The sequence below is a fragment of the Clostridium pabulibutyricum genome (assembly GCF_058242705.1).
In genome coordinates this window covers 48543-73656 of the sequence record NZ_JBZAYZ010000006.1, presented here as the reverse complement: position 1 = coordinate 73656, position 25114 = coordinate 48543, and the positions used below count along the sequence as shown (strand labels likewise).

The window sequence follows — 25114 nt, the reverse complement described above, 5'->3', positions numbered from 1 at the left end:
TATGGATATAAAAGTACATTTCAAGGATAAGTTGTCGAATATGCTGTTTTTGAATATAGATAAGGTGAATCTTAAAAAAATCTTCGATTTGGATTTGAAGGAAAAAGTTTATCTGCCTGTAGGTGCAGATAAGATAATTGACAGGGTAAAATCAGAGGAGAACATGGATAAAATACCGGCTGGTCTTTTTATAGAAGGCATGTTTTATGTAATGGGTGCCGATAAATATTTTAAATATAATGATATTTATGTTTCAATACTTGAAAAGATACCGAAAGCATCGGATTTTATAAAAGGAAAAATAGCCAAAAACGTTGGAGTAAAGAATTATGAAGATGCCTATATACTTTTGAAAGGACTTGTTTTAATTGATTCGGACAGAGAAGTGTATGACAAATTAATAATTATGTCGGATTATCTTAGAAAGCTTGATTCTGATTATAAGGCGGAAGAACTGGAAATTATAGAAAATGCCGAGAAGTTTGAAGATTATGCCCTGCCGTATTTTTATCATGCTGTAATTTCACGGGAGGATGAGGATTATGAAAAATCACTTTTCTATATAAACAATTATATACAAAGAGGTGGCGAGCAAACTCCTGAAGTAGTTGATTTCAAACAATCGGTAAAATCAGTAGTGGAATATGACAGGGGAAAGGAAATCTTAGATTCAAACCCCAAAAAATCTCTTGAAATACTTATCCCGCTTCTTGACGTATTTGGAGATCATCCATCTATTTATTATTACATAGCAGTTGCTTATAGAATGCTTGAAAATTATGAGAAGGCAATATATTATTTAAATGATGCCTTGAATATAGACAGCAGTGTAGTTGAAGTTGTAAACGAAATGGGAATAAATTACGCTTCCATAGGAGACTATAAAACAGCTGTAGCATATCTGAGAAAAGCTTTTGACGCTACTAAATCAGTTGAAATATGTACTAATCTAATAATGTGCTATTTCAACATGGGGGATACTGAAAATGCAAAAATACATTTCCAAATAGCACAAAAATTAGATCCCAAGGATGAAGTCGTACTTCAGCTTCAGGATATGTTTAAATGAAGTTGTAAAATTAAATCATTTTGAGAGGAGACTTTGATTTGAATGTAAAAAAAGCAATAATACCGGCAGCTGGACTTGGAACCAGGTTTTTACCGGCAACCAAGGCGCAGCCTAAAGAGATGCTTCCAATAGTTGATAAGCCAACCATACAATATATTATTGAAGAAGCTGTTGCATCTGGTATACAACAGATACTTATAATAACAGGCAGAAATAAAAGAGCCATAGAAGATCATTTTGACAAATCTGTGGAGCTGGAAAATGAACTGGAAAATCACAACAAAACCGAGCTTTTAAATCTCGTTAAAAAGGTTTCAAATATGGCTGATATATATTACATAAGACAAAAGGAACCAAGAGGTCTTGGACATGCAATAAGCTGTGCGGAAACGTTTGTGGGTAATGAACCTTTTGCAGTAATGCTTGGAGATGATGTAGTAGACAGCAAAAAGCCATGTTTAAAACAGCTTATAGATTGTTACAACGAGTATAAAACTTCAATTATAGGTGTTCAGAAGGTACCTAAAGAAGATGTATACAAATATGGAATAATGAAAGGAATGTATATAGAAGATAGGGTATATAAAGTAAAAGAACTTATAGAAAAACCCAAAGTTGAAGATGCACCCTCCAATGTGGCCATACTTGGAAGATATATAATAACACCTACGATATTCAAGATATTAAAAGATACAATTCCCGGAAAGGGAGGGGAAATCCAGCTTACAGATGCGCTTAAAACGCTGGCTAAAGTGGAGGCTATGTATGCCTATAATTTCGAGGGAAGAAGATATGACGTTGGAGACAAACTCGGGTTCCTGCAGGCTACAGTTGAATATGCACTTAAAAGAGATGATATTAAAAAGCCGTTTATGAGGTACCTCTCTAATCTCAAGGATACTGAACTCTTCAAAAATGTAAGTAAACAAATGCATGAAGAAGATAGTAAAAATAAGTTTACAAATTCATAAATAAAATATATTGAATAATTTTTACTATGATGTAAAATAGAGAAGAGAGTTTACGAGCTTAAGTAAAATAACTTTAGGAAGTGTTTATATGCAGAAAGATAAAAAGCTTATTATATATGACATGGTTTTGCTGATATTTTCCTTGTATTTTGCCCTGCTTTTGAAATTTGATTTCACGATACCAGATGAATATATGGAATTTTTGAAGCTGTCATTGATTCCAGTAATAGGTATAACACTTATATTTAATAAGTTTTTTAAACTATATGACAGCATATGGAAATATGCATCGACAGAAGAGTTGTTATCTATTATTTATTCGATTTCACTTTCAAATGTTGTATTTATAGTTTACAGTCATTTTGTAAATTTTAAATTTTTTGAAAACAGGTATTTCAGGTTTCCATTCACAGTTCATATAATATTTTGGATATTATCTGTAGTGACGCTTGGTGGAAGCAGGTTTCTTGCCAGAATAATCGAACAGAACAAGGGAGAAAAAGAAGCAGGCAAAGAAAGCAAAAAACTGCTCGTAATAGGAGCGGGAGATGCATCTTCAATATTGATAAAAGAGATAAAGAGACATACGAATTTAAACTACAATCTCATAGGACTTATTGATGATGATGTAACAAAACGAAATAAGATGATAAGCGGTGTAAAAGTACTTGGAGGAAGAGATGACATCATGGAAGTATGCAAGGAGAAAGGCATAGAAGAAATAATAATTGCAATTCCGTCTGTAGATATGAAATCCAAGATGGATATTATGAACATATGCAAAAAGACAAACTGCAAGCTTAAAACTCTTCCAGGCATATACGAAATAGTTGATGGCAATGTAAATATAAGCAAGCTAAGGGATGTAAATATAGAAGATTTGCTGGGAAGAGAAGAAGTAAGACTTGACAGCTGTAATATAGAAAAATACATAAAAGATAAAGTTATACTTGTCACTGGAGGAGGAGGATCTATAGGTTCAGAACTCTGCAGACAAATATCTAAATTTAATCCAGAACAACTTTTAATATTGGACATATATGAAAATAATGCATACAGTGTGCAAATGGAGTTGAATTATACCCATCCGGAATTGAGCAAAAAAGTTATAATTGCATCCATAAGAGATTTTGATAGAATGAAAAACATATTTTCAAGATATAAACCGGACGTAGTATTTCATGCAGCTGCTCACAAGCATGTTCCGCTTATGGAGATGAATCCTGGTGAATCTGTGAAAAATAACATAATAGGAACTTACAATGTGTTGAAATGCTGTAATGATTTCAAAGTAAAGAAGTTTGTACAGATAAGCACGGACAAAGCAGTCAATCCTACAAATATAATGGGGGCAACAAAGCGATTTTGTGAAATGATGGTTCAGGCATTTGATCAGGTAAGTTCTACAGAGTATGTGGCTGTCAGGTTTGGAAATGTTTTAGGAAGCAACGGTTCTGTAATACCTCTTTTTAAAAAGCAGATAGCTCATGGAGGACCCGTAACTGTTACTCATCCGGATATAAACAGATTTTTTATGACTATACCCGAGGCAGCACAGCTTGTAATTCAGGCAGGTGCAATAGCAAAGGGCGGGGAAATATTTGTTCTCGACATGGGTAAACCAGTCAAGATAGCTGACCTTGCTAGAGATTTGATAACACTTTCGGGATATAAGCCCGACGTTGATATAAGAATAGAATATACAGGACTCAGACCGGGAGAAAAACTTTATGAAGAGCCATTGATGAATGAAATTGCGCTTACATCCACAGAACATGACAAGATTTTTGTGGAGAAAACAAACAACATAGATATAAGGTTTATAGAAGACTCAATTGGAGAATTTAGAAATGTAGTGCATGAGGACAGTGAAAGTATTTTTGAACTTATGGAGAAAAAAGTTCCTACATACACTAGAAAGAGAAAAAAAGAGGAAACGGTACGATGCATGGAGGAAATATGAAAATACTTATAATTTCACACATGTATCCTTCAGCTTTCAATGAAATGTCTGGAATATTTGTGTATCAACAGGCAAGAGCTCTTGTGGACAACGGCTGCAGTGTTGAGGTTGTAAGTCCTGTGCCGTTTGTTCCTTTTCCACTGGGAATTTTGAGCAGTAAATGGAAAAAATATTTAAGTATACCGTCAAGTGATGTGATAGGTGGTATAAAGGTGTATTATCCAAGATATTTGGAATTTCCAAGAGGAATATTATTTCATAGATCAGGATATTTTATGGGAAGGTCGCTGAGAAAAAATTTAAAATCAATATACAGTGACTTTAAATTTGATTTGATACACTCCAATGTAGCACTTCCGGATGGATATGCAGCAGTTTATGCAAATAAAGATTTTAATGTTCCACATGTTGTTACAGTGCATGGACAGGATTTTCAAAATACAATATACAGAAATGAAAAGTGTAAAAAAGCAGTATTTGGTGTATTGAAAAATGTGGATTCTATAATAACTGTAAGCAGTAAGCTTAAAAATATGGTGAAATCTCAAGATTTTTATGAGAAAATCAATATTGTAAACAACGGTGTAAATATAGATAACATAAGTAACATTAAAGAGAGTAAATTAATAAAGAACAATGGAAAAATAAAAATATTAAGTATTTCAAACTTAATAGAGACAAAAGGTATTCATATAAATATCGAGGCTGTAGCAAGATTAAGATCCAGATATCCAGATATACAATATGATATAATAGGTGATGGAGAATTTAAGACTTCGCTTCAAGAACTTGTACATAAATTAAAAATGGAAGACAATATAAACTTTCTAGGTAAAATGGAACACAGTAAGGTAATAGAATGTATACCTGATTATGATATATTTTCTCTTCCGAGTTATAAGGAGGGATTTGGTGTTGCCTATGTAGAGGCAATGTCTATGGGTATCCCTGTAATAGGAATAAAAGGCGAGGGAATTGAAGATGCTGTACAAGATGGACGCAATGGATTTCTTGTGAAAAGAAAAGATGTCGAGGGACTTGTTAAAGTTCTTGAAAAGTTAATAGAAGACGAGAATTTAAGAAGTTTTATAGGAAATAATGGAATGATTACAGTAAAAGAACATTTTACATGGAATGACAATGCTAAAAAAGTTATAAAGATATATGACGAACTTATTTAAATTTATTGAAACTCAGGAGGAAAAACAATGTCACAATTAAAAGAAGAATTGATATCTAAATTAAATAATAAAACTGCAAAGCTTGGTGTGGTAGGGCTTGGATATGTAGGACTTCCATTGGCAGTTGAAAAAGCAAAAATGGGATATGATGTTATTGGATTTGACGTCCAAGATAAAAAAGTTGAAATGGTGAATAAGGGACATAATTACATAGGAGATATAGTTGATTCAGACCTTTCTGTACTTGTAGATCAGAAAAAATTAAGAGCAACTACAGACTTTGCATTTGTAAAGGAAGTTGATGCAGTTACAATATCAGTACCTACACCACTTGACCTTTATAAACAGCCGGATCTTTCCTATGTTGTAAACTCAACTAAAAGTGTTGCAAAATACCTTCATAAAGGTATGCTTGTAGTACTTGAAAGCACTACTTATCCAGGAACTACTGAAGAGGTATTAAAGCCTATACTTGAGGAAGGTGGCTTAAAGTGTGGAGAAGATTTCTTCCTTGCTTTTTCCCCTGAGAGAGTGGATCCCGGCAATAAACAGTATAAGACTAAAAATACTCCAAAGGTAGTTGGAGGATGCACTGAAGAATGCACAGAAGTTGCAGCAGCACTTTACAGGAATGTACTTAACAGTGATGTGTTTACAGTATCATCCCCAGCAGTTGCTGAAATGGAAAAAATACTTGAAAATACTTTTAGAAATATAAACATAGGACTTATAAATGAAATGGCTATTCTGTGTAGCAGAATGAACATAGACATATGGGAAGTAATAGAGGCCGCAAAGACAAAGCCATATGGATTTATGCCGTTTTATCCGGGCCCGGGCCTTGGAGGACATTGTATACCGCTTGATCCTTTCTATTTGTCGTGGAAGGCAAAGGAATATGACTTTCATACAAAACTTATAGAAGCATCAGGAGATATAAATGACTCGATGCCTGAATTTGTAGTCGATACTGCAATGAAGCTTTTAAATAAATATGAGAAAAAAGCAATGAATGGTGCAAAGGTTCTTCTAATGGGAGTTGCCTACAAAAATGATATAGATGATATGAGAGAATCACCTGCTCTAAAGGTTATAGAACACCTTGAGAAAAATGGTGCTGATGTTGTAGTAAATGATCCTTTTGTACCTGAATTCAGATATAAGGGAAAGGAATACAAAAGTGTAGATTGGAAAGAAATTATAGATGATTCGGATATTGTAATTATAACTACAAACCACAGTTGTTATGATTATGAAGAGATTGCAGAAAGAGCAAAGCTTATATATGATACTAGAAATGCTACTAAAGATGTGAAAAATAATAGAAACAAGATTCATAAACTATAAATTTTATAAGAATAAGTCCTAGTTTATAGGACTTATATTATTAAAAGAGTAATTTTAGTGAGGTGTGTGTCGATGAAAAAATTAAGATTTGCAATTATAGGCTGTGGAAGAATTTCATATAAACATATAGAGGCTCTGGTAAACAACAGCCAGGAGTCAGAACTTGCATGTACGTGTGATTTGTCTTGTGAAAAAGCTGAAACTAGAAAAAAAGAGTATATAGACAAGATGGGAACGAAGACAGATGTGAAGGTTTATACAGACTATAAAAAAATGCTTGACAGTGAAGATATAGATGTAGTCACAGTTGCAACTGAAAGTGGATACCATCCTGAAATTGCAATGTATTGCATGGATAAGCATAAGCATGTTATAGTTGAAAAACCTATGGCACTTTCAATAGATAACGCCGATGATATGATAAAATGCTCAAAGAAAAACAATGTAAAGTTGTGTATAAGTCATCAGAATAGATTTAACAAGCCTATTCAAAAGCTCAGAAAAGCAATTTGTGAAAATAGATTTGGAAGGTTGATAAATGGAACTGCAAGAATTCTATGGAATAGAAACATGGGCTATTATGAACAGGCACCATGGAGGGGAACGTGGAAACTTGACGGTGGAACTTTAATGAATCAGTGTATACATGATATAGATCTTCTTCAGTGGATGATGGGTGGAGAAATAGACAGTGTCTATGCTCAATGTGATACTTTCCTTAGAGATATAGAAGCCGAAGATTTTGGAGCTGTAATAATAAGATTTAAAAATGGTGCTATTGGAATAGTAGAAGGAACTGCCTGCGTTTATCCAAAAAATCTTGAGGAGACCCTGAGTATTTTTGGAGAGAAGGGAGTTGTTTGCATAGGTGGAGTTGCAGTAAATGCTATTGAAACATGGAGATTTGATGATGGAAAAGATAATGAGGAAGATATACTAAAACAACAGGAGGGAAATCCTGATACGGTATATGGATTTGGACATATTCCACTTTTCAAAAATATGATAGATGCTATAAATAATGACACTGAGCCTCTGATAAATGGAGAAGAAGGCAAGAAAGGCATGTCTATAATTCTTGCTGCTTACAAATCAAGACTAACAGGTATGCCTGTTAAATTTCCGTTTAAAGACTTTTCAACAATGGATATGGTAAATGTAGATAAAATACATAAATAGTAGATGCACTTTAAAGGAGCAATAGGAATGGATAGATGTTTTATATCTGAAAAATCAACAATAGGTAAAAATGTAAAGATAGGATATTTTGTGGTTGTAGAAGATGATGTTGTAATAGGTGACAATTGTATTATAGGAAGTAATGTAATACTGCATGAATCGTCAAAAGTGGGAAACAATGTGAGAATTGACGATAATGCAATTATAGGAAAACAACCAATGAGGGCGGCGAACAGTATATTCAAAGGAGAAGAAAAACCACTTCCGCCTGCTTTTATAGGAGATGAGTGCCTTATAGGAGCCTCTTCTATAATTTATGCAGGTTCTAAAATAGGGAAGAAAACTCTTGTGGCAGATCTTGCAGTAGTTAGGGAAAATGTAACTATAGGAGAAAAGACAATAATAGGCAAGGGAGCAACAGTTGAGAATTATTGTACTGTTGGTTCCAACTGCAAAATACAGACAAATGCATATGTAACGGCTTATTCAGAAGTTGGAGATTATGTATTTATAGCACCTGGCGTTGTGACTTCAAATGACAATTATGCAGCAAGATCCAAAGAGAGGTTCAAGCATTTTAAAGGGGTTACAATAAAAAAAGGTGGAAGAATAGGTGCTGGAGCTGTAATATTGCCAGGGAGAACAATAGAAGAAGATGGTTTTGCAGCTGCAGGAAGTGTGGTTACTAAAGATGTGGAAAAAGCTAAAGTAGTTGCAGGTTCACCGGCAAAGGTATTTAGAGATGTACCGGAAGATCAGCTTCTTGAAAATCAGTGATTGAGAGAGGAAACATTAATGAAAACTAAAATTTGTCATATATCAACAGCACATCCAACATTTGATACTAGAATATATCATAAAGAGTGCAGAACTATTGCAAAAAGTGATTATGATGTGTATTTATTAATAGCGAATGATAAGGATGAGATTTCAGACGATGTAAAAATAATTCATCTCCCACATGAAAATGGTAGATTGTATAGATTTTTAAAAAAAAGAAAGATAGCTTTAAAAAAAGCTCTCGAAATTGATGCAGATATATATCATTTCCATGATCCAGAATTAATACCGGTAGGTGTAAAATTAAAGAAATTAGGTAAAAAAGTTATATATGACGTACATGAAGACGTGCCTAAGCAGATATTAACTAAGGAATGGCTGAAAAGTGATATTATAAGAAAATTAGTATCTAGTATTTTTAATAAATATGAGAAAAAGGCGGCAAAAAGTTTTGATAGAATAGTATGTGTTTCAGACGACATTGCTAAAAATTTTAATTTAAATAAAACAGTAATAGTGAGAAATTTCCCTGTTATCTCGGATATAGATTCCATAAACGCTATAGATATGGAAAAAAAGACACCCGTTGTAATATATGCTGGTGGATTGACCAAAATAAGAGGTATAAAAGAAATTATACAGGCAATGTCATTTTTGAAAGGTGAAGTCAGACTATGGCTTTTAGGTAAATGGGAAAATAAAAGTTATGAAGAAGAATGTATGAAAACAAAAGGATGGGAATATGTGGACTACTTCGGCTTGAAACCGCAAAAGGAAGCATACTCCTATATGAAAAAATCAGATATTGGTATAGTGAATTTCTGGCCTGTTGATAATCATATATCGGCACTTCCCAATAAACCTTTTGAATATATGGCTTGTGAATTGCCTATGGTTATGTCGGATTTTGAATACTGGAGAAATGTATTTAAAGGTTGTTTTTTAGGGGTTGATCCTAATAAACCCAGGGATATAGCTGGAGTAATACAAAATCTATTGAAGGATAGAAAATTAATGAAAAAGCTTGGCAGAAACGGAAGGGAATTTGTTTTAAGCAAGTATTCCTGGGAAAGTGAAGGAAAGGTGCTTTTAAATATGTATGCGGAATTAAGTGACAAGTAGTCAGGGTTATACTTTTGGAGGTGATACTAATGAAAATATTAACTGTGGTTGGTGCTAGGCCTCAATTCATAAAGGCAGCAGCAGTGTCTAACATATTAAGAAAAGAACATGAGGAAATATTGGTCCATACCGGTCAGCATTATGATGAAAATATGTCCAGTATATTTTTTGAGGAACTTAAGATACCTAAACCGGATTATAACCTGGGAATAGGATCAGGAAATCATGGCGAACAGACAGGCAGGATGCTTGTGGAATTAGAGAAGATATATTTAAAAGAAAAGCCGGATCTGGTATTGGTTTACGGGGATACAAATTCAACATTGGCGGCGGCTTTGTGTGCAAGTAAATTGTTGATGCCTGTAGCTCATGTTGAAGCAGGACTTAGAAGCTTTAATATGGATATGCCGGAGGAGCAGAACAGGGTACTTACAGATCACATATCGAAGTTGTTGTTCGTACCGACAGAAACAGCTGAAAAAAACCTTAAAACTGAAGGCATCAGTAAAGGCGTTTATAATGTAGGAGATGTAATGTTTGATGCAGTACTGCATTTTAAAAAATTAGCAGAGCAGAAAACAGGCATACTGGAGAAAATTTTTGCAAAGCCCGGAGAATATATTTTAACAACAATACATAGAGCAGAAAACACAAATGATATAAATAGATTGAAAAATATAATAGAAGCATTGAATGAGAGTAATAAAACTGTAGTATTACCACTTCACCCGAGAACTAAAAAGTATGTGCAAAGTTATAATTTGAACTTTGGCGATAACATAAAATTAATAGAACCAGTAGGTTATCTTGAAATGATTGCTTTAGAGATGAACTCCCAGAAAATAGTTACAGACAGTGGTGGGGTTCAAAAAGAGGCTTTCTTTATGAAAAAACCATGTATAACCATGAGAAATGAGACAGAATGGGTGGAGACTGTTGAAAATGGTTGGAATATAATTACAGGAACGGACAAAAATAAAATATTAGATGCTATATTAAATTTTCAGCCAAGTGAGAATCAAAAGAGTATTTTTGGCGATGGTAAAGCTTCTTATAAAATTTTAGAGATAATAAATGATATAGCCAAATATATGCACAGGAGTTAAATATGGATAAAAAATACAGAAAGTTATATATGATAATTGCTAGTATAATCTGTTTGGTATTAATTGTAATATCCGTATCCTATAAATTGGATTTGAGTAAGAAGCAAGTCAGTGATGATACTGAAGTTATAAAAAATAAAACCATAGTTAGATTGTGGCTGCCGAAAGATAGAGTTTCAGATACACGAGAATACCAGGTTAAGAAATTCAATAAAAGTCACAAAGATATTTATATCATGCTAAATGTGTATGATAGCAGGGATTATGCTAATGTATTAAAAACATCCCTGGCCGCTGAAAAGGGACCGGACATAATGATGTATGCTTTTTTTGAATTAATTAAAGATAAGTATATTGAAAATTTGGGTAATGTTGATAATATCAAGTCGGACAATTTTGTATATTTTAATGGTAAACCGGTTGGTATAAGATTAAATGAAGAAAATGTAAAATTTGTATGGAATAAAGATATATTTAAAAAAGCAGGTCTTGATCCAAACAAACCTCCGAAAACTTGGAATGAGTTAATAGAGTATAGTAAAAAAATTAAAAAAGAGTGCCCAAATGTAGTACCATTCCAATTTCCAATCATAGAATATGAAGATTTTAAAGAATCAATAGGTGAACCAAGCGTTAATTTTGATAATATATATACATCATTTTGGAATTACAAGAATGGAAAATATGAATTCAATTCATCTAAAGACATTTTAAGTGCATATAAAGAACTTTATAAAGAAAATTTACTGGATAAGAATTTTGATAAAAAGAGTAAAAAAGACCTGAGAATAGATTTTTATGAAGGCAAAGTAGCAATGGGTTTATCTACTTTTGAGGATAAAGGATATTATACTAATATAATGCCTTTAAATTTTGATCTTGGCACGAGCAGTCTGCCAAAATTCAACACTTCTGATGGAGATAGGCAGTATTATTTATCCAATGCAAATTTTGCATGTATCAATAAAGACGTATTAGAAAAAAATCAAAAAGAAAGAAAAGCAGTAAATGAAGTTTTTAAATGGTTGACTTCAGAAAACTCTAATAGAGAAATATTAAGTACAAGAATGGCTATATCTCCTACTATTAATAACACACAGATTAAAAATGATATTTATAAAGAATATAATCAGGTTTCAAATTTTAAGACTGAGGTGTTAGATCCATCAATATTTGTATCTAGGAATTCAGCTAGCACAGTGAAATTATCTGTAGATGCCATTAAAGGGAAAAAGTCGATAGACGAGGTTATAAAAGAGCTCAATAATTCCTATAAAGAATATTGCAGTTCAACTGAAAAAGACAGAAAAATTCAACTGGATACATTTAAAAAATAAAGTTTAGTAAGGAGCAATAGAGATGAAATATTACTTGCAAAAAATGTCACAGTACAATAAGAAGGTACTAGGATGTAGTTTTTTATTGTCTGTTATAGTAGCTATTTTTAATATTAATGGAAATAGCAAAAAAGATGTTTTTATGTTGTTTTTGGCTAGTTTTTTGCTATTAAATGTAATATATTTATTGTTTAAAGATGCAAAGAAGTCCATACTGTTGTTTTTGATTTTTTTGCCTTTTTTTGTTACAGCACGTAAGTTCCTTCAGATAGATTTCTTTGTATTTAAGATATCTTTTGAAACTATATATATTACTATTGCTTTTTTATACAATATAAAACAAATATGTGCTACTATAAAATACAAAGTGACAAATGGAGATAAGAGTGAATTTAAATTTTATATATTGGTTCTTATCTTTGTAATATTTGTATATAATTCAGATAGTTATTCTTTTAATATTTGGGAAAGTTTGAGTGATACATATTTAGGTGTAGTTACACCTATTATGTTTATGCTTATTATAATATCTCTTTTTGAAAAGCATGATATAAAAAAATTAATTTACTCTATAATTTTTAGCATTGATTTGAGCAGTTTGTATGGATTTGTGCAAATGTTCAAGGATGGGGTATCTTTAAGTGCTATACATAAAAACAGGGCATTGTTAACATTCGGATATCACAATGTTAATATATTTGCAGTAATTTTAGTTACTGTACTGCCTTTTGTACTAGAATATATTTTATATAATAAGAAAAACAAATCAGAAAAAAAATTTTTGTATATATCACTTTTTATACAAGTTATAGCATTGCTTATAACATTTACGAGGGGCGCTTGGATTAGTGCACTTATAGCAGTATTTTTAATTCTGATAAGCAAAAAATACAGAAAATTAGTTATAGCCATGACAGTTATAGGGGTTGTATTAATTAAACCTGTGATGACGTTTATAATAACAAGAGGAAATAATGTATCCGGTCTTTTAGGAAATGAGTCTGCTACAGCCAGAATACAGTCAATATATACAGATATCAGAATTATTAAAGATTATCCATTTGGGGTAGGCATGAGTCAATTTCCAAAATATTATAAGGAATTTGCACTCAGGGGATATTTAATGATGCCGGAAGATTTAAGATGGCAAATTACAGCAGCTCATTATATGCTTGAGCATGCACACAATTTAATATTGCAAATAGGTGTGGAATTTGGTTTGGTTTCGTTATTAACATATATATTGATTATTGTAAATAGAATAAAGGTTGTCTTTAAAAATTACAGTAAAAACAGGGGATTATTTGTATCTTTAATAACGTATATTATCGCTTCTGTTTTAACTGGAAATGAGTTTAATCATAAAGGAGTAATAACTGGAACGATTATGATATTTTTGGTTCTGGGATTAATTGAAATTAATAATTGCAAAAGACGTTCGGATATGGGAGAAGGATCAGTATGAACAAAGCTGCGAAATTAACTGTTTCTGTAGTAGTTCCATGCAGAAATGAGAAAAAGTATATAGGAAAGTGTATAGATTCATTTATAAATCAGACGTATGACAGTGATTTATATGAAGTTCTAATATGTGATGGAATGTCAGACGATGGCACCAGAAACATAGTTAGGGATTATGAAAAAAAATATGGTAATATAAAACTTATAGACAATAAAGGACTTTCTGCACCTAAGGGAATGAATGCGGGAATTAAGCATAGTAGCTCTGATGTGATAATAATTTTTGGTGCACATGCTTATGCAGATCAGAATTTTGTGAAAGAAAATGTAATTTCACTTACAACTCATGATGTGGGATGTGTTGGAGGTCCAATTGAAACTATAAATGGAAATGACAAGGGCCTTGCGATTTCCATGGCAATGAGTTCACCTTTTGGAGTTGGAAATGCTCTCTTTAGGTATGCTACGGAAGAAACGTATGTTGATACGGTGGCTTTTGGATGTTACAGGAAGAAAGTACTTGAAGAAATAGGCTATTTTGATGAAGAGCTTGTAAGAAATCAAGATGATGAGTTGAATTTTAGGATAACCGAAAAAGGTTATAAGATTTTACTTTCACCAAGTATAAAATCCTACTATTACAGCAGAGCTTCACTAAAGAAACTGTGGAAGCAATATTACCAGTACGGCTTCTGGAAGGTCCGTGTAATGCAAAAGCATGGTGGTCTGCCATCTTTGAGACATATTGTGCCTGCATTGTTTGTTACAACAAATGTTCTAGGTATAGTACTTGGAATATTTTATAGATGGATACTCTATCTGTGGGTACTGGAAGTTTTAATTTATGTATTTGGGGATGTTGTAGCATCATTGAAGCTTATACACCGTGAAAGAAGAATATGGAAGTATATATTCTGGATTTTTCCTATAATTCATTTTGGATATGGTGTTGGTTTTATAAATGGATTGTTTAATTTTTATATTTTTAAGTCTAAAAAATCTATTAAGAATAATACGAGTATGTCAAGATAAGTAACTTTGAGATTATTTTTGATTGCCAAAAGAGGTGCTTTACATGAATATAGGAAGTAGATTAGTATGTATTTTAATATATTTTTATGTATTGTTTCAACCATTGTTGCCTGGGAAATATAAAGTCGGTAGATTACCTTTAAACGGTGATGCAATACTTGCACTCGCCATAGTAGTTTATGCGCTTTCTGTAATTTTATTTGCAGATTCAAGAAAAAGGTTTATGCGGGGATTGAGGGACTTTTTTAGAAACTCAACCAGTATATTCATGTTTTTACTTGCGTTGATTATGCTTATATCGGTATCTTATGCTGAGGGGAAGACTATAGCATTGTCTGAAACAGCAAGATTTGTTACATATATTCTGATGTTCTTTATAATAAAATATGAAATGTCGACTAGACAAATTATAGTCGATTGGATATTGAGGCTGTATATGGTATCAACGTTTATAGTTTCACTCATAGGTATAATAGAAGGCATATGTGGCATTGGATTTATTCAAAAAAGTGAAAATGGAGTAAGAGACAGGATATTTTCGACAATGGAGAATTCAAACAATCTTGGAGTATTTATGGTTATGGCCATTTTCCCTTTAATCGTACTTGCGATAAGTGAAAAAAACAGAAGAAAGAAAGTTATTTTTGCAGTTATTGCAGCTATGGCGTTTTTAAATATTGTAATGAGTTTTTCAAGGAATGCATGGATAGGCTTTGTTATTGGATGTATAGTTCTTGCACTTACATACAGTTGGAAATTTATCATAGCACTTATTGCCGCAGGGGGGATATCTGTATTTGTTCCCCAAATTACAAGCAGATTGTCTGAATTTACAGACCCTGCACAGAATATGTCAAGAATAAAACTATGGGATATAGCTGGATTTATGATAAAAGATCATCCCATAAGGGGAGTGGGGAATGGAAATTATCGTGTATTGTATGATAAATACAAGGTACTTTTAAAGCAAAAGATAGAGTATTATCCTTCAAAAGATTTTCATCCACACAATATAATCTTGAAAGTTCAGTCAGAACTCGGTGTGTTTGGAACAGCAGTCTTTGTATTTATGATAATATCTGTATTCTATAGAATAGTTAAATTTACAAGACAGGTTGAAGATAAATTTTATACACCATTTTTTAGAGGTTTTATTGCTTCACTTGCAGCTTTTGTGTGTATGAATCTTATAGATAATTTCTTTTCAGCACCTAAAGTAATAGCCTTTTTCTGGATACTTATAGCATGTTTTGAATCTGTAATGTATAGACAGCACATGGAAGGTGATTTATATTATTAGGGTACTTCAGGTCATATCCGGGAATGACAATGGCGGTGGAGCAAAACACGTTTTGAACATATGCAAGAATGATATATTTGATATGGAAAGCTGGGTAGTTTGCATAGGAAGAGGATATATGTATGACAATGCAGTTAAAGAAGATATAAAAGTAAAGTGTTTTACCTTCAGGGAAATGTTCGGCAAAAAATTTTTGGAATATATATCTAAAAATAAAATAAATATAGTTGATTTTCATGGAGCAAAGTCTAATTTTTTATATTTTTTAATACACAAAAGTATCAATGTTTTATGTACATCCACGGTCCACAGTGATTTTAGATATGATTTTTTAAACAACAAATTAAAAAAATATCTCTACACTCCGCTTAGCAGAGCAGGACTTTTGAAATTTGATAATTATATATGTGTATCCGAAAGTATAAAAAATCTTTTGGATGATAATGGATTTAGAGGTCACAAGTATATAGTTGGAAATGGAATAGACATTCGTAATGTTGAAGTTTCTGTAACTGTCAAAGACATTAGACGAAGATTTAATATTGATGAAGATGATTTTGTTTATGTCATGGTAGCAAGAATGCATCCGGTTAAAAATCATGAGAAGCTTATAAAAGCGTTTTACATCCTACAAAAGGAAAATCCTCATGTGAAACTTGTGCTTGTTGGAGACGGCAAACTTCAGGAAAGGCTTGCAAATATAGTACATGATATGAAAATTGAAGACAAGGTAATTTTTGCAGGATTCAGGGAGAATGCAGCTGATTTTATAAATATGTCGGATATAAGTGTACTAACGTCTTTTAATGAAGGGGGTTCCCCGCCTATAGTGATTTTGGAAAGTGCAATTTTGAGAAAGCCTGTCATATGTTCAAAAATTTCAAATATAGAATCTATAGTAAAGCCGGAAAATGGATATCTTGTTAATCCGGAAGATGAAAATGATATATTTTTAGCAATGAAAAAAGCCTATTTAAATAGAGATAAGCTGAAAAACATGGGCGTAAATCTTTATGAGTGTATAAGAAAAAACTTTTCGCTTGAAGAATTCTGGAAAAAATATTACAGTGCTTATTTAAATATGTTGGGTGGAGTGAGATAGATGCGTAAGAAAACATTTATGAAGAGTTCCATGATAGTAATGGTATTTATAATAGCTGGAAAAGCTACTGCACTTTTAAGGGATTCCATGATCGCTGAGAAGTTTGGCGCCACATATATATCTGACATATATAATTTTAGTATAGGAATGATAAATCTTCTTATCACGGTAAGCTACGGGCTTACTACGACTTTTATACCATTTAATGCAGAATCAATAGAAAAAGACAGTATCAATGTACGAAACAGGTTTGTAAATAATATAATAACAATATCCTCCATAGTAACTTTAGTTGCGAGTGTTATTCTTATATTGTTTGCGAGACAGATAATATATGTAGTTGGACATGGATTTACGACGCAGCCTAGTGTATTTGCAAGTTCTGTTGAAATAACTAGGATAATGCTTCTCTCACTTGTATTTGTAACTATTCAAAGTATAGTTACAGGTGTGCTTCAATCTCATAAGCAATTCTATGAACCGGCGGCCATGTCATTTGCATCAAATATAGTGTACGTATTATATCTTGCATTGCTTGCAAAGAAATATGGCATGGAAGGATTTGCAATAGCAACTGTTGTAGGATTTATTGTTCAACTTCTAATAAATGTACCTAAATACAAAAAACTCGGATACAGATATTTTCCGGTATGTAATTTTCGGGATGAGAAAGTATTCAAGATGTTTAAACTTATGATTCCGATTGTAATAAGTACCTCTGTTGTACAGTTAAATGTTTTTGTAAACAGATGCTTTGCAACTAATCTTTATTTTGGCGCAACTACAATACTTGATTTTTCAAATAAGATAAATACGCTTGCCTATGAAGTTTTTGCAATAGGTATTGCGATGATTGTATATCCTACGCTTTCGGAATTGGTTGTCAAGGGAAATTTGACTCAATATAAAAAATCTCTTGGAAGTGCGATTACAACCATAATGATGATAATGGTTCCGGCTACTTTTGCAATAGCAATGCTGAGAGATCCAATTATAAATGTGATATTTGAAAGAGGAGCTTTTACGAAAAATGCTGCGAATTTGACATCCGAAGCACTTTTATTTTACTGTCCGGCAATGATTGCCTATGGTGTAAGAGATATATTGAACAAAGCATTTTATTCTTTAAAAGATGTAAAAACTCCAATGATAAACAGTTTTGCCGGTATAGTAATAAATATAATAATAAACTTGATTATAGTAAAATATATGAAAGTATCGGGACTTACGCTTGCAATTACAATATCTTCGGTAGTAACTACAATGTTGATGTTTTGGAAAATCAACAAAAAAGTTAATGGAATGAATTTAAGAATAATATTTTTAAATTTTATAAAGATATGTGCTGCGTCAGCTGCAATGTCAGTATTAATATTTGTTATAAATTCATTTTGCAATATTCAGTTTGAAAATAATAAGATAAGGAGCATAATGTCAATTTTAATATCTTTTGTTCTTGGAGGAGGAAGTTATTTTATAATACTTTATGCACTTAAAATCAAAGAATATTCCGAGCTGGTTGGAAGTATAAAGAATAGAATTTCGGGAAAGTTTTAAATTTGATGTTAACAAAGTCGTTTTAATTTTGTATAATTTAACTTATAGATTTAAATTACATGAATAAATTGGAGGAATATTATGCAGCCCGAGGATATTAGAATAGACAGAAAAAACGACATAATGAAAAGGAAACTTCAGTTTGCTTTGAAAAGAATTATGGATTTTATACTTTCGTTTATTGGAATAATTGTTCTTAGCCCCTTATTTCTTATAATAAGTGTGTGGATTAAGCTTGATTCAAAAGGACCTGTAATTTTTAAACAGACACGGGTAGGAAAAAATGAAGAAAACTTTATTATATATAAATTTAGAACAATGGTGGTTAATGCGGAAAAGAAGAAGACCTTAAACATAAAAGCTGAAAATATTGCAAACTTTATTTTTCAAGATAAAAAAGATAATAGAATTACAAAAAGTGGAGCATTTCTTAGAAAAACAAGTTTGGATGAAATACCGCAGCTTGTAAATGTACTTATAGGAAATATGAGTCTTGTAGGTCCAAGACCGGAGATACCGGATGTAGTTAAAGTGTATCCTGAAGCATATAGGCAAAGGCTTTTTGTTACACCTGGAATAACAGGACTTGCACAAATAAGTGGCCGGGGTGAAATTGAACTCTCTAAAACAGTATATTATGATTTGATGTATATAAAAAAGTTTTCATTGTGGCTCGATATAAAGATATTTTTTAAAACATTTTTGTCAGTGTTTAAAAGAGAAGGAGCTTATTGATAATATGTTTACCAGTATATTGAAATATAATATATTTAATGGAACTAAGGATGAACTTCTTGGCTATATAAAAGATTTTGAAAAAGTAAATATAATTTCAGGAAATCCTGAGGTTCTTTATAATGGAATAAAGAACCCTAAACTTTTTAGATTTTTTACAGGTGAGCATTCTGTCATAATACCGGATGGGGTTGGAACCGTTCTGGCATCCAAATTTGTTGGAAGGCCGGTTTCATGCAAAATAGCAGGGATTGACCTGATGAAGGATATAATATCGAGATGTGAGAAAGAAAGAAAACCGGTATATTTTGTAGGAGCGAAACAGGATGTACTTGATAAATGTATTATGAATTTAAAGAAAAATTATAAAAATCTCAATGTAGCAGGAAGTCATAATGGCTATTTTGATTTGGAAAATTGTGATGACATTATAGATGATATAATAGAGAAGAAACCCTATGCAATTTTTGTTGCCATGGGTTCCCCAAAGCAGGATGTTTTTATATCTACAAATATGGACAGATTTCCATGCAGTATATTTATGGGTGTAGGCGGGAGCTTTGATGTATTTGCAGGAGAGACTAAGAGAGCTCCGAAGTGGATGATAAAAGTTGGACTTGAATGGCTGTACAGGGTAATTAAAGAGCCTTGGAGAATAAAAAGACTTGCTTCAATACCAAGGTTTTTATTTAAAGTTATGGAGTACGAAAGCAGAAACTAAGCTTTTTGTACTCCATTTACATTTTGAAACTGACCTTCCAGTATATCTTTAAAATTTATGCGTTCTAAATCATGAATCAAATTGTCCTGTATTTTGGATAATGCACGGTTTACCAGACAATAAGATGCATGGTCGATATTACAGTTGCTGGGATCACTAAGACATCTGTTTATATATATTGGGCCATCTATGGCTTCAATTATGTCTTTCAAGCTTATTTCTTCAGGAACTCTATTTAAGGAATATCCTCCATTAACTCCCCTGTAAGATTTTATAATACCGCTTTTAGTCAGTTTCCTTAGAAGTTTTAAAAGGAATCTAAGAGGAATTCCCTGGTCCTTTGATATAGATTTAGCTTCAATTTTTTCACCATAACCTAATTTTGACAAGTAAAGTACAACTCTAAAGCCATAGTCTGCCTCCTGTGTTATTCTCATAATATCTCTCCAAATAAAAAATTATATACTTTCATATTAATTATAACTAAATACAATGATAATATAAAGTAGAATTATGAAAGTAATTATATTTTTAAGGAAGTTTATCGAGGCTTTGGAGAGAATATCCCTTATCTTTCCATGATTTTATAACTGTGTCAAGTATTTCTGTATTGGTCTTTGAAACTGCATGAAGAAGTACTATTGAGCCATTATGTGTATGGCTTAGTATTTTTTGCTTTGCAAATTCTGGAGACGGTTGACTGTCTCTGTTCCAATCATTATATGCAAAACTCCAGAAAATTGTTTTATATCCAAGTTTTTTAGTATAAAAGAGGGAAAGCTCGCTGTATTTTCCCATAGGCGGCCTGAAAAATTTTGGCATGTCGCAGCCGGTTACATCCTTGTAAGCATTTTCTGTTATAGTAAATTCTTTTTTGAATTCATCAGGATTTTTAGCTCTTTGGGCCATAGAAGGATGTTTTGCTGTATGGTTGCATACTAGATGGCCTTCATTTTTCATCCTTTTTATAAGGTCTTTATTATCTTTTATATAAGGAGTTGTTACAAAAAATGCAGCTTTTACATTGTTGTTTTTAAGTATATCCAGTATTTTTGGAGTATATCCATTTTCATATCCTTCGTCGAAGGTAAGGTAAAGAACTTTCTTTGAGGTATCTCCAAGATAGTAGGCTGAATATTTTTTTATAAGCTTTTTTATATCTTCAGGTTCTTCAGAAGGAAGCCCGTTTTTCTGAGGCTTAAAAAACCAGTTTTTTTCACCCTTGTCAAGTGAAGAAATATCAATTCCAGTAATCTCACTAGAGGTTTCATCTTTATTTTTAATGGATGCATATGTTTTGCCCATGGATGAAAAACAAAAAGACGATGCAACAATCAATGATAATATACATGTAATAATTTTTTTCATTTAATAATCACCTACCATAAGTTATGATATATTTATGGTATACTTCTGCAATGTGATTTATACTATGAATGTATTGGAATCGCGAAATACCGCAGACAAATTTTTATACAATGGGATGTTTTATATGGATGAGTTTTTGAGGACAGTTGACTATATATATAGTTTTATTACTTCTAATCATACACTTCAGGAGAAAAAGAATTTTTTGCATGAATATGAGCTTGTTTTAGATATCCATGGGGAAAATGGATTTTTGGAGAAGTATTATAAATTTGCTGGAGGAAATAAAGAATCGGGAATAGTGTATACTCCAGAATACATATGCAAGTTTATGGTAGAAAGTCTCATAAAAGAAAAAGATGTGATAGAAAATCCATACATGAAAATTTTAGAGCCTTCATGTGGATGTGGAACGATTGTGATTTCATGTTTTAAACATTTAAAAAATATATTTGTTAAAAACATGGATGAGATAAACAGAAGAAACGACATCAGTCTGACTCGAGATAAAATAGAAGATCATATAATAAAAAATAATTTGTATGGATATGATGTGGATAAGAGAGCAGTTAAGATATTAAAGATTGAACTTTTCAGGCTGACGGGAATAACTAACTTGTCAAATTTTAAGATTATGGATTTTTTAATATGTGGACTTAAGACTAAATTTGATCTTATAATAGGAAATCCACCTTATATAGGTCATAAATCAGTCAATAGAAAATATTTCAATCTCTTAAAGAAGAAATATAAAAAAGTATATAAAAATAAGGCGGACGTTTCATACTGCTTTTTTGCAAAGGCCATTGGTTGTATGAAAAATAAGGCAAGGCTTTGTTTTATTGTATCAAGGTATATATGCGAATCACCTAATGCGCTGAAGATCAGGGAAATGATCTTGAATGATACAAATATCCACCGGGTTGTAGATTTTTATGGAATAAGGCCATTTAGAAATGTAGGCATAGATCCTGTTATAATATTCCTTGAAAATTCATGCAGCAATTCCTTGAAAAGTGACTATTTAAACAAAATACAAATTGTAAGACCTGTAAGTATTGATAAACATGATAAATCATATAGTGTGTCGTTTTTTAATGAAGAGGAAAACTCAAGAAAATTTTTAGTTCAACAGAGTATCTTGAAAGCGGAAGGATGGGTGTTCATTGATGAAGACGAGAGTGAAATACTGAATAAGATAAAGAAAAGGAGCCAGTTGTATATTGAAGATATATGTGACAGTCACCAGGGAATAATAACAGGTTGTGACAAGGCTTTTATAGTAGATGAAAAGACTTTAGAGGACAGCTGCATAAATAGAGATATAGTTAAACCATGGATAAAAAACAGCGACATATCAAGATATAATGTTAAATCAAGTAAAAAGTACATAATATGTACGAATATGATTCGGAATGAAACTGTGCTTGAAACTTCCATAGAATTCATGGAAAAGTACAGGAAGAAGCTCGAAAACAGGAGAGAGTGCAGGAAGGGCATAAGAAAATGGTATGAGATCCAGTGGTTTAGAAATCCTGAAATATTTGATGGAAAGAAAATAATATTTCCATACAAGGCTTCAGAAAACAGATTTGCCATAGACTGTGGAAGTTATTTCAGTGCGGATGTGTATTGTATTACGATCAAGGACAAAGTTCCGCTTGAGTATGAAACACTTCTTGATATTTTAAACAGTGATGTTTATGAATTTTATTTCAAAACATTTGCAAAAAAGCTAGGTGGAAATATGTATGAGTATTACCCAAACAAGGTTATGAAGCTTAGACTTCCATACCCCATTCCCAAATTTAATTTTAGGATGAATCCACAAATGTTGTATGATTTCTTTGGATTTACAGAACGCGAAGTTAAAATTATTAAAGAAAATGTTACTAGAAATTGTTTAGAAATATAAGATAAGGCAAAAATATATATTAAAGAAAATAATAAAAAATAGAGGAAAATTATACCAGATGTAGAATATTTTAAAGAAGCTAACTTTATACTGATGGAGAGAGGGGGTAAGAGTCGTCTGACTCGGACTGCGCATTTTGCGTATTGCTGACATGTGTTTATCTATTCATGTCAGAGCTTGAAAACTGTTCAGCGGCAGTTTTTTAGTAAAATTAAAGTTAAGGTGTTACTTAACGCTGAAATCACTGGCTGTCGATGTACAATTGTGGTTTTAGTAGAGTTATTTTAATATGAATTTAAAATTTGAAATTAGAGAAGATAAGCTCATAGTGCATATGAGTGGTGAATTGGATCACCACAGTGCCGAAGAAGTTAGAAACAAGATTGACGATGTAATCGAGAAGGATAATGTGTTTAAATTAATATTGGACTTTTCAGGTGTAAGTTTTATGGACAGTTCAGGTATTGGTGTTGTAATTGGAAGGTACAAAAAACTAAATGCAAAAAGTGGAGAAGTATGTATTGTTAACGCCATCAATTCTGTTAAAAGGGTATTTGAGTTATCTGGGATGTTTAAAATAATAAAGGTTTATGACAATATTGATCAGGCCGTTGATAATATTTAATGGGGGGATAGTAAGATGTACGATAACAGTATGAAAATAGAGTTTATTAGTAAATCACAGAATGAAAGCTTTGCAAGGGTTGCGGTGGCAGCTTTTGCATCACAACTTGATCCAACTATAGATGAGCTTACTGATGTAAAGACTGCAGTATCTGAAGCAGTAACAAACTCTATTATTCATGGTTATGAAAATAAAGAGGGAGTTGTCAAGATAAGCGCTTGTATAACAGGTATGGAACTTACAATTATAGTTGAAGATGATGGAGTAGGCATAGAGGATATAGATCGTGCTGTACAGCCTTTATATACGTCGAGACCGGATCTTGAGAGGTCGGGTATGGGATTTACAGTTATGGAGACTTTTATGGATTCTCTCAAGATACAATCTGCAAAGAACAAAGGGACAAGAGTTATAATGAAAAAAGTTTTTAAATCATTAAGTTAGGTGGATAATATGGGTGAAGAAGCTGTAAAAGTATCTAATTATGATTATAATGATAATTTAAGACTTATAAGATCAGCTAAACAAGGGGACAAGAAAGCCTTAAACAGACTTGTAGAAGTCAATCTTCCGCTTGTTACTGCAATAAGCAAGAAGTTTTTAAACAGAGGATATGAGTATGAAGATATATTCCAAATTGGATGTATGGGGCTTATGAAAGCAATAAATAATTTTGATGAGACATACAATGTAAAATTTTCTACTTATGCGGTTCCAATGATAATGGGTGAGATAAAGAGATTTCTCAGAGATGATGGCATGATAAAAGTAAGCAGAAGTGTTAAAAATACTGCAAAAAAGCTTCATTATGACAAGGAAACCCTGACAAAAAAGCTGAATCGTGAACCAACAATAGAGGAATTATCCGAGTATTCAGGGGTAGATATAGAAGATTTGATATTTGCATCAGAATCTGCAAGCAGTATGCAGTATTTATATGATACGATTCATCAAGATGATGGTTCGCCGGTACTTTTGATTGATAAACTCAGTCAAAATCCAAAAGAAGATGTGGAGATGGTGGATAAAATTGCGTTAAAAGATACCCTAAAGAACCTTGATGTGAGATCAAGACAAATTATAATGTTGAGATACTTCAAAGATAAAACACAGGTACAAGTTGCAAAGATGCTGGGTATAAACCAGGTTCAAGTATCAAGAATCGAAAAGAAAGTATTAAAAACAATGAGAAAAATTCTGGAAAGTTAAAGAGAGCTTCACATAAGTAATTCAGATTACTTAT

At 32.2% G+C, this 25114-nt stretch carries 23 protein-coding genes; 21 read left to right on the top strand and 2 right to left on the bottom strand.

Annotated elements, in window-relative coordinates; all coding sequences use genetic code 11:
• Position 1: 1 nt before the first annotated feature.
• The 17 genes from AC4CVH_RS08400 (at position 2) to AC4CVH_RS08320 (ending at position 19963) form a co-directional block, all read left to right on the top strand.
• The gene (locus AC4CVH_RS08400; RefSeq protein WP_490787308.1) at positions 2-1069 is read left to right on the top strand and encodes a tetratricopeptide repeat protein; all 1068 of its coding nucleotides are present in this window, start codon (positions 2-4) and stop codon (positions 1067-1069) included.
• 38 nt (positions 1070-1107) lie between these two features.
• Entirely contained in the window at positions 1108-2040 is a 933-nt protein-coding gene (gene galU, locus AC4CVH_RS08395) for a UTP--glucose-1-phosphate uridylyltransferase GalU (protein WP_490787307.1), read from the top strand.
• A gap of 88 nt (positions 2041-2128) precedes the next feature.
• The gene (locus AC4CVH_RS08390) at positions 2129-4003 is read left to right on the top strand and encodes a polysaccharide biosynthesis protein (protein WP_490787306.1); all 1875 of its coding nucleotides are present in this window, start codon (positions 2129-2131) and stop codon (positions 4001-4003) included.
• Positions 4000-5184 (top strand): glycosyltransferase, encoded by a 1185-nt coding sequence (locus AC4CVH_RS08385; protein WP_490787305.1) that lies wholly within the window; start codon positions 4000-4002, stop codon positions 5182-5184. The genes AC4CVH_RS08390 and AC4CVH_RS08385 overlap by 4 nt, the downstream gene beginning before the upstream one ends.
• 27 nt (positions 5185-5211) lie before the next feature.
• Positions 5212-6531 carry a nucleotide sugar dehydrogenase gene (locus tag AC4CVH_RS08380; protein WP_490787304.1) on the top strand — a complete coding sequence of 440 codons (1320 nt, stop codon included), beginning with the start codon at positions 5212-5214 and terminating at the stop codon, positions 6529-6531.
• 72 nt (positions 6532-6603) lie between these two features.
• The gene (locus AC4CVH_RS08375) at positions 6604-7710 is read left to right on the top strand and encodes a Gfo/Idh/MocA family protein (protein WP_490787303.1); all 1107 of its coding nucleotides are present in this window, start codon (positions 6604-6606) and stop codon (positions 7708-7710) included.
• Between the two features lie 27 nt (positions 7711-7737).
• Positions 7738-8487: an acyltransferase gene (locus AC4CVH_RS08370; protein ID WP_490787302.1), complete on the top strand. Its 750-nt coding sequence runs from the start codon at positions 7738-7740 to the stop codon at positions 8485-8487.
• Positions 8488-8505: 18 nt separating this feature from the next.
• On the top strand, positions 8506-9612 hold the full coding sequence (locus AC4CVH_RS08365; RefSeq protein ID WP_490787301.1) for a glycosyltransferase family 4 protein: 1107 nt from the start codon (positions 8506-8508) through the stop codon (positions 9610-9612).
• 29 nt (positions 9613-9641) lie between these two features.
• Positions 9642-10718, top strand: coding sequence for a non-hydrolyzing UDP-N-acetylglucosamine 2-epimerase (gene wecB, locus AC4CVH_RS08360; protein ID WP_490787300.1), 1077 nt, complete (start codon positions 9642-9644; stop codon positions 10716-10718).
• A 2-nt stretch (positions 10719-10720) separates the two neighbouring features.
• Complete coding sequence (locus AC4CVH_RS08355; protein ID WP_490787299.1) at positions 10721-12055, top strand: ABC transporter substrate-binding protein; 1335 nt, start codon at positions 10721-10723, stop codon at positions 12053-12055.
• Between the two features lie 22 nt (positions 12056-12077).
• On the top strand, positions 12078-13520 hold the full coding sequence (locus AC4CVH_RS08350) for an O-antigen ligase family protein (RefSeq protein WP_490787298.1): 1443 nt from the start codon (positions 12078-12080) through the stop codon (positions 13518-13520).
• Positions 13517-14548 carry a glycosyltransferase family 2 protein gene (locus AC4CVH_RS08345; RefSeq protein WP_490787297.1) on the top strand — a complete coding sequence of 344 codons (1032 nt, stop codon included), beginning with the start codon at positions 13517-13519 and terminating at the stop codon, positions 14546-14548. The genes AC4CVH_RS08350 and AC4CVH_RS08345 overlap by 4 nt, the downstream gene beginning before the upstream one ends.
• 43 nt (positions 14549-14591) lie before the next feature.
• A complete protein-coding gene (locus AC4CVH_RS08340; protein ID WP_490787296.1) occupies positions 14592-15848 on the top strand; it encodes an O-antigen ligase family protein in 1257 nt (418 codons plus the stop codon).
• Entirely contained in the window at positions 15832-16950 is a 1119-nt protein-coding gene (locus AC4CVH_RS08335; RefSeq protein WP_490787295.1) for a glycosyltransferase, read from the top strand. The genes AC4CVH_RS08340 and AC4CVH_RS08335 overlap by 17 nt, the downstream gene beginning before the upstream one ends.
• Positions 16951-18507 (top strand): murein biosynthesis integral membrane protein MurJ, encoded by a 1557-nt coding sequence (gene murJ, locus AC4CVH_RS08330; RefSeq protein WP_490787294.1) that lies wholly within the window; start codon positions 16951-16953, stop codon positions 18505-18507.
• Positions 18508-18588: 81 nt separating this feature from the next.
• On the top strand, positions 18589-19242 hold the full coding sequence (locus tag AC4CVH_RS08325; protein ID WP_490787293.1) for a sugar transferase: 654 nt from the start codon (positions 18589-18591) through the stop codon (positions 19240-19242).
• 4 nt (positions 19243-19246) lie between these two features.
• Positions 19247-19963 carry a WecB/TagA/CpsF family glycosyltransferase gene (locus AC4CVH_RS08320; RefSeq protein ID WP_490787292.1) on the top strand — a complete coding sequence of 239 codons (717 nt, stop codon included), beginning with the start codon at positions 19247-19249 and terminating at the stop codon, positions 19961-19963.
• Here the strand turns inward: AC4CVH_RS08320 and AC4CVH_RS08315 are convergent.
• Both AC4CVH_RS08315 and pdaA read right to left on the bottom strand, forming a co-directional pair.
• Complete coding sequence (locus tag AC4CVH_RS08315) at positions 19960-20400, bottom strand: RrF2 family transcriptional regulator (protein WP_490787291.1); 441 nt, start codon at positions 20398-20400, stop codon at positions 19960-19962. The genes AC4CVH_RS08320 and AC4CVH_RS08315 overlap by 4 nt on opposite strands.
• A gap of 94 nt (positions 20401-20494) precedes the next feature.
• A complete protein-coding gene (gene pdaA / locus AC4CVH_RS08310; RefSeq protein WP_490787386.1) occupies positions 20495-21268 on the bottom strand; it encodes a delta-lactam-biosynthetic de-N-acetylase in 774 nt (257 codons plus the stop codon).
• A 187-nt stretch (positions 21269-21455) separates the two neighbouring features.
• On the opposite strand from pdaA, the gene AC4CVH_RS08305 reads away from it, so the two are divergent.
• The 4 genes from AC4CVH_RS08305 to sigF all read left to right on the top strand — a co-directional run bounded on the left by AC4CVH_RS08305 (position 21456) and on the right by sigF (position 25080).
• Positions 21456-23246 (top strand): Eco57I restriction-modification methylase domain-containing protein, encoded by a 1791-nt coding sequence (locus tag AC4CVH_RS08305; RefSeq protein ID WP_490787290.1) that lies wholly within the window; start codon positions 21456-21458, stop codon positions 23244-23246.
• A gap of 289 nt (positions 23247-23535) precedes the next feature.
• Positions 23536-23871 carry an anti-sigma F factor antagonist gene (gene spoIIAA / locus AC4CVH_RS08300; protein ID WP_490787289.1) on the top strand — a complete coding sequence of 112 codons (336 nt, stop codon included), beginning with the start codon at positions 23536-23538 and terminating at the stop codon, positions 23869-23871.
• A 15-nt stretch (positions 23872-23886) separates the two neighbouring features.
• Complete coding sequence (spoIIAB, locus tag AC4CVH_RS08295) at positions 23887-24315, top strand: anti-sigma F factor (RefSeq protein WP_490787288.1); 429 nt, start codon at positions 23887-23889, stop codon at positions 24313-24315.
• Positions 24316-24324: 9 nt separating this feature from the next.
• A complete protein-coding gene (gene sigF, locus AC4CVH_RS08290) occupies positions 24325-25080 on the top strand; it encodes an RNA polymerase sporulation sigma factor SigF (RefSeq protein WP_490787287.1) in 756 nt (251 codons plus the stop codon).
• Positions 25081-25114: the final 34 nt, after the last annotated feature.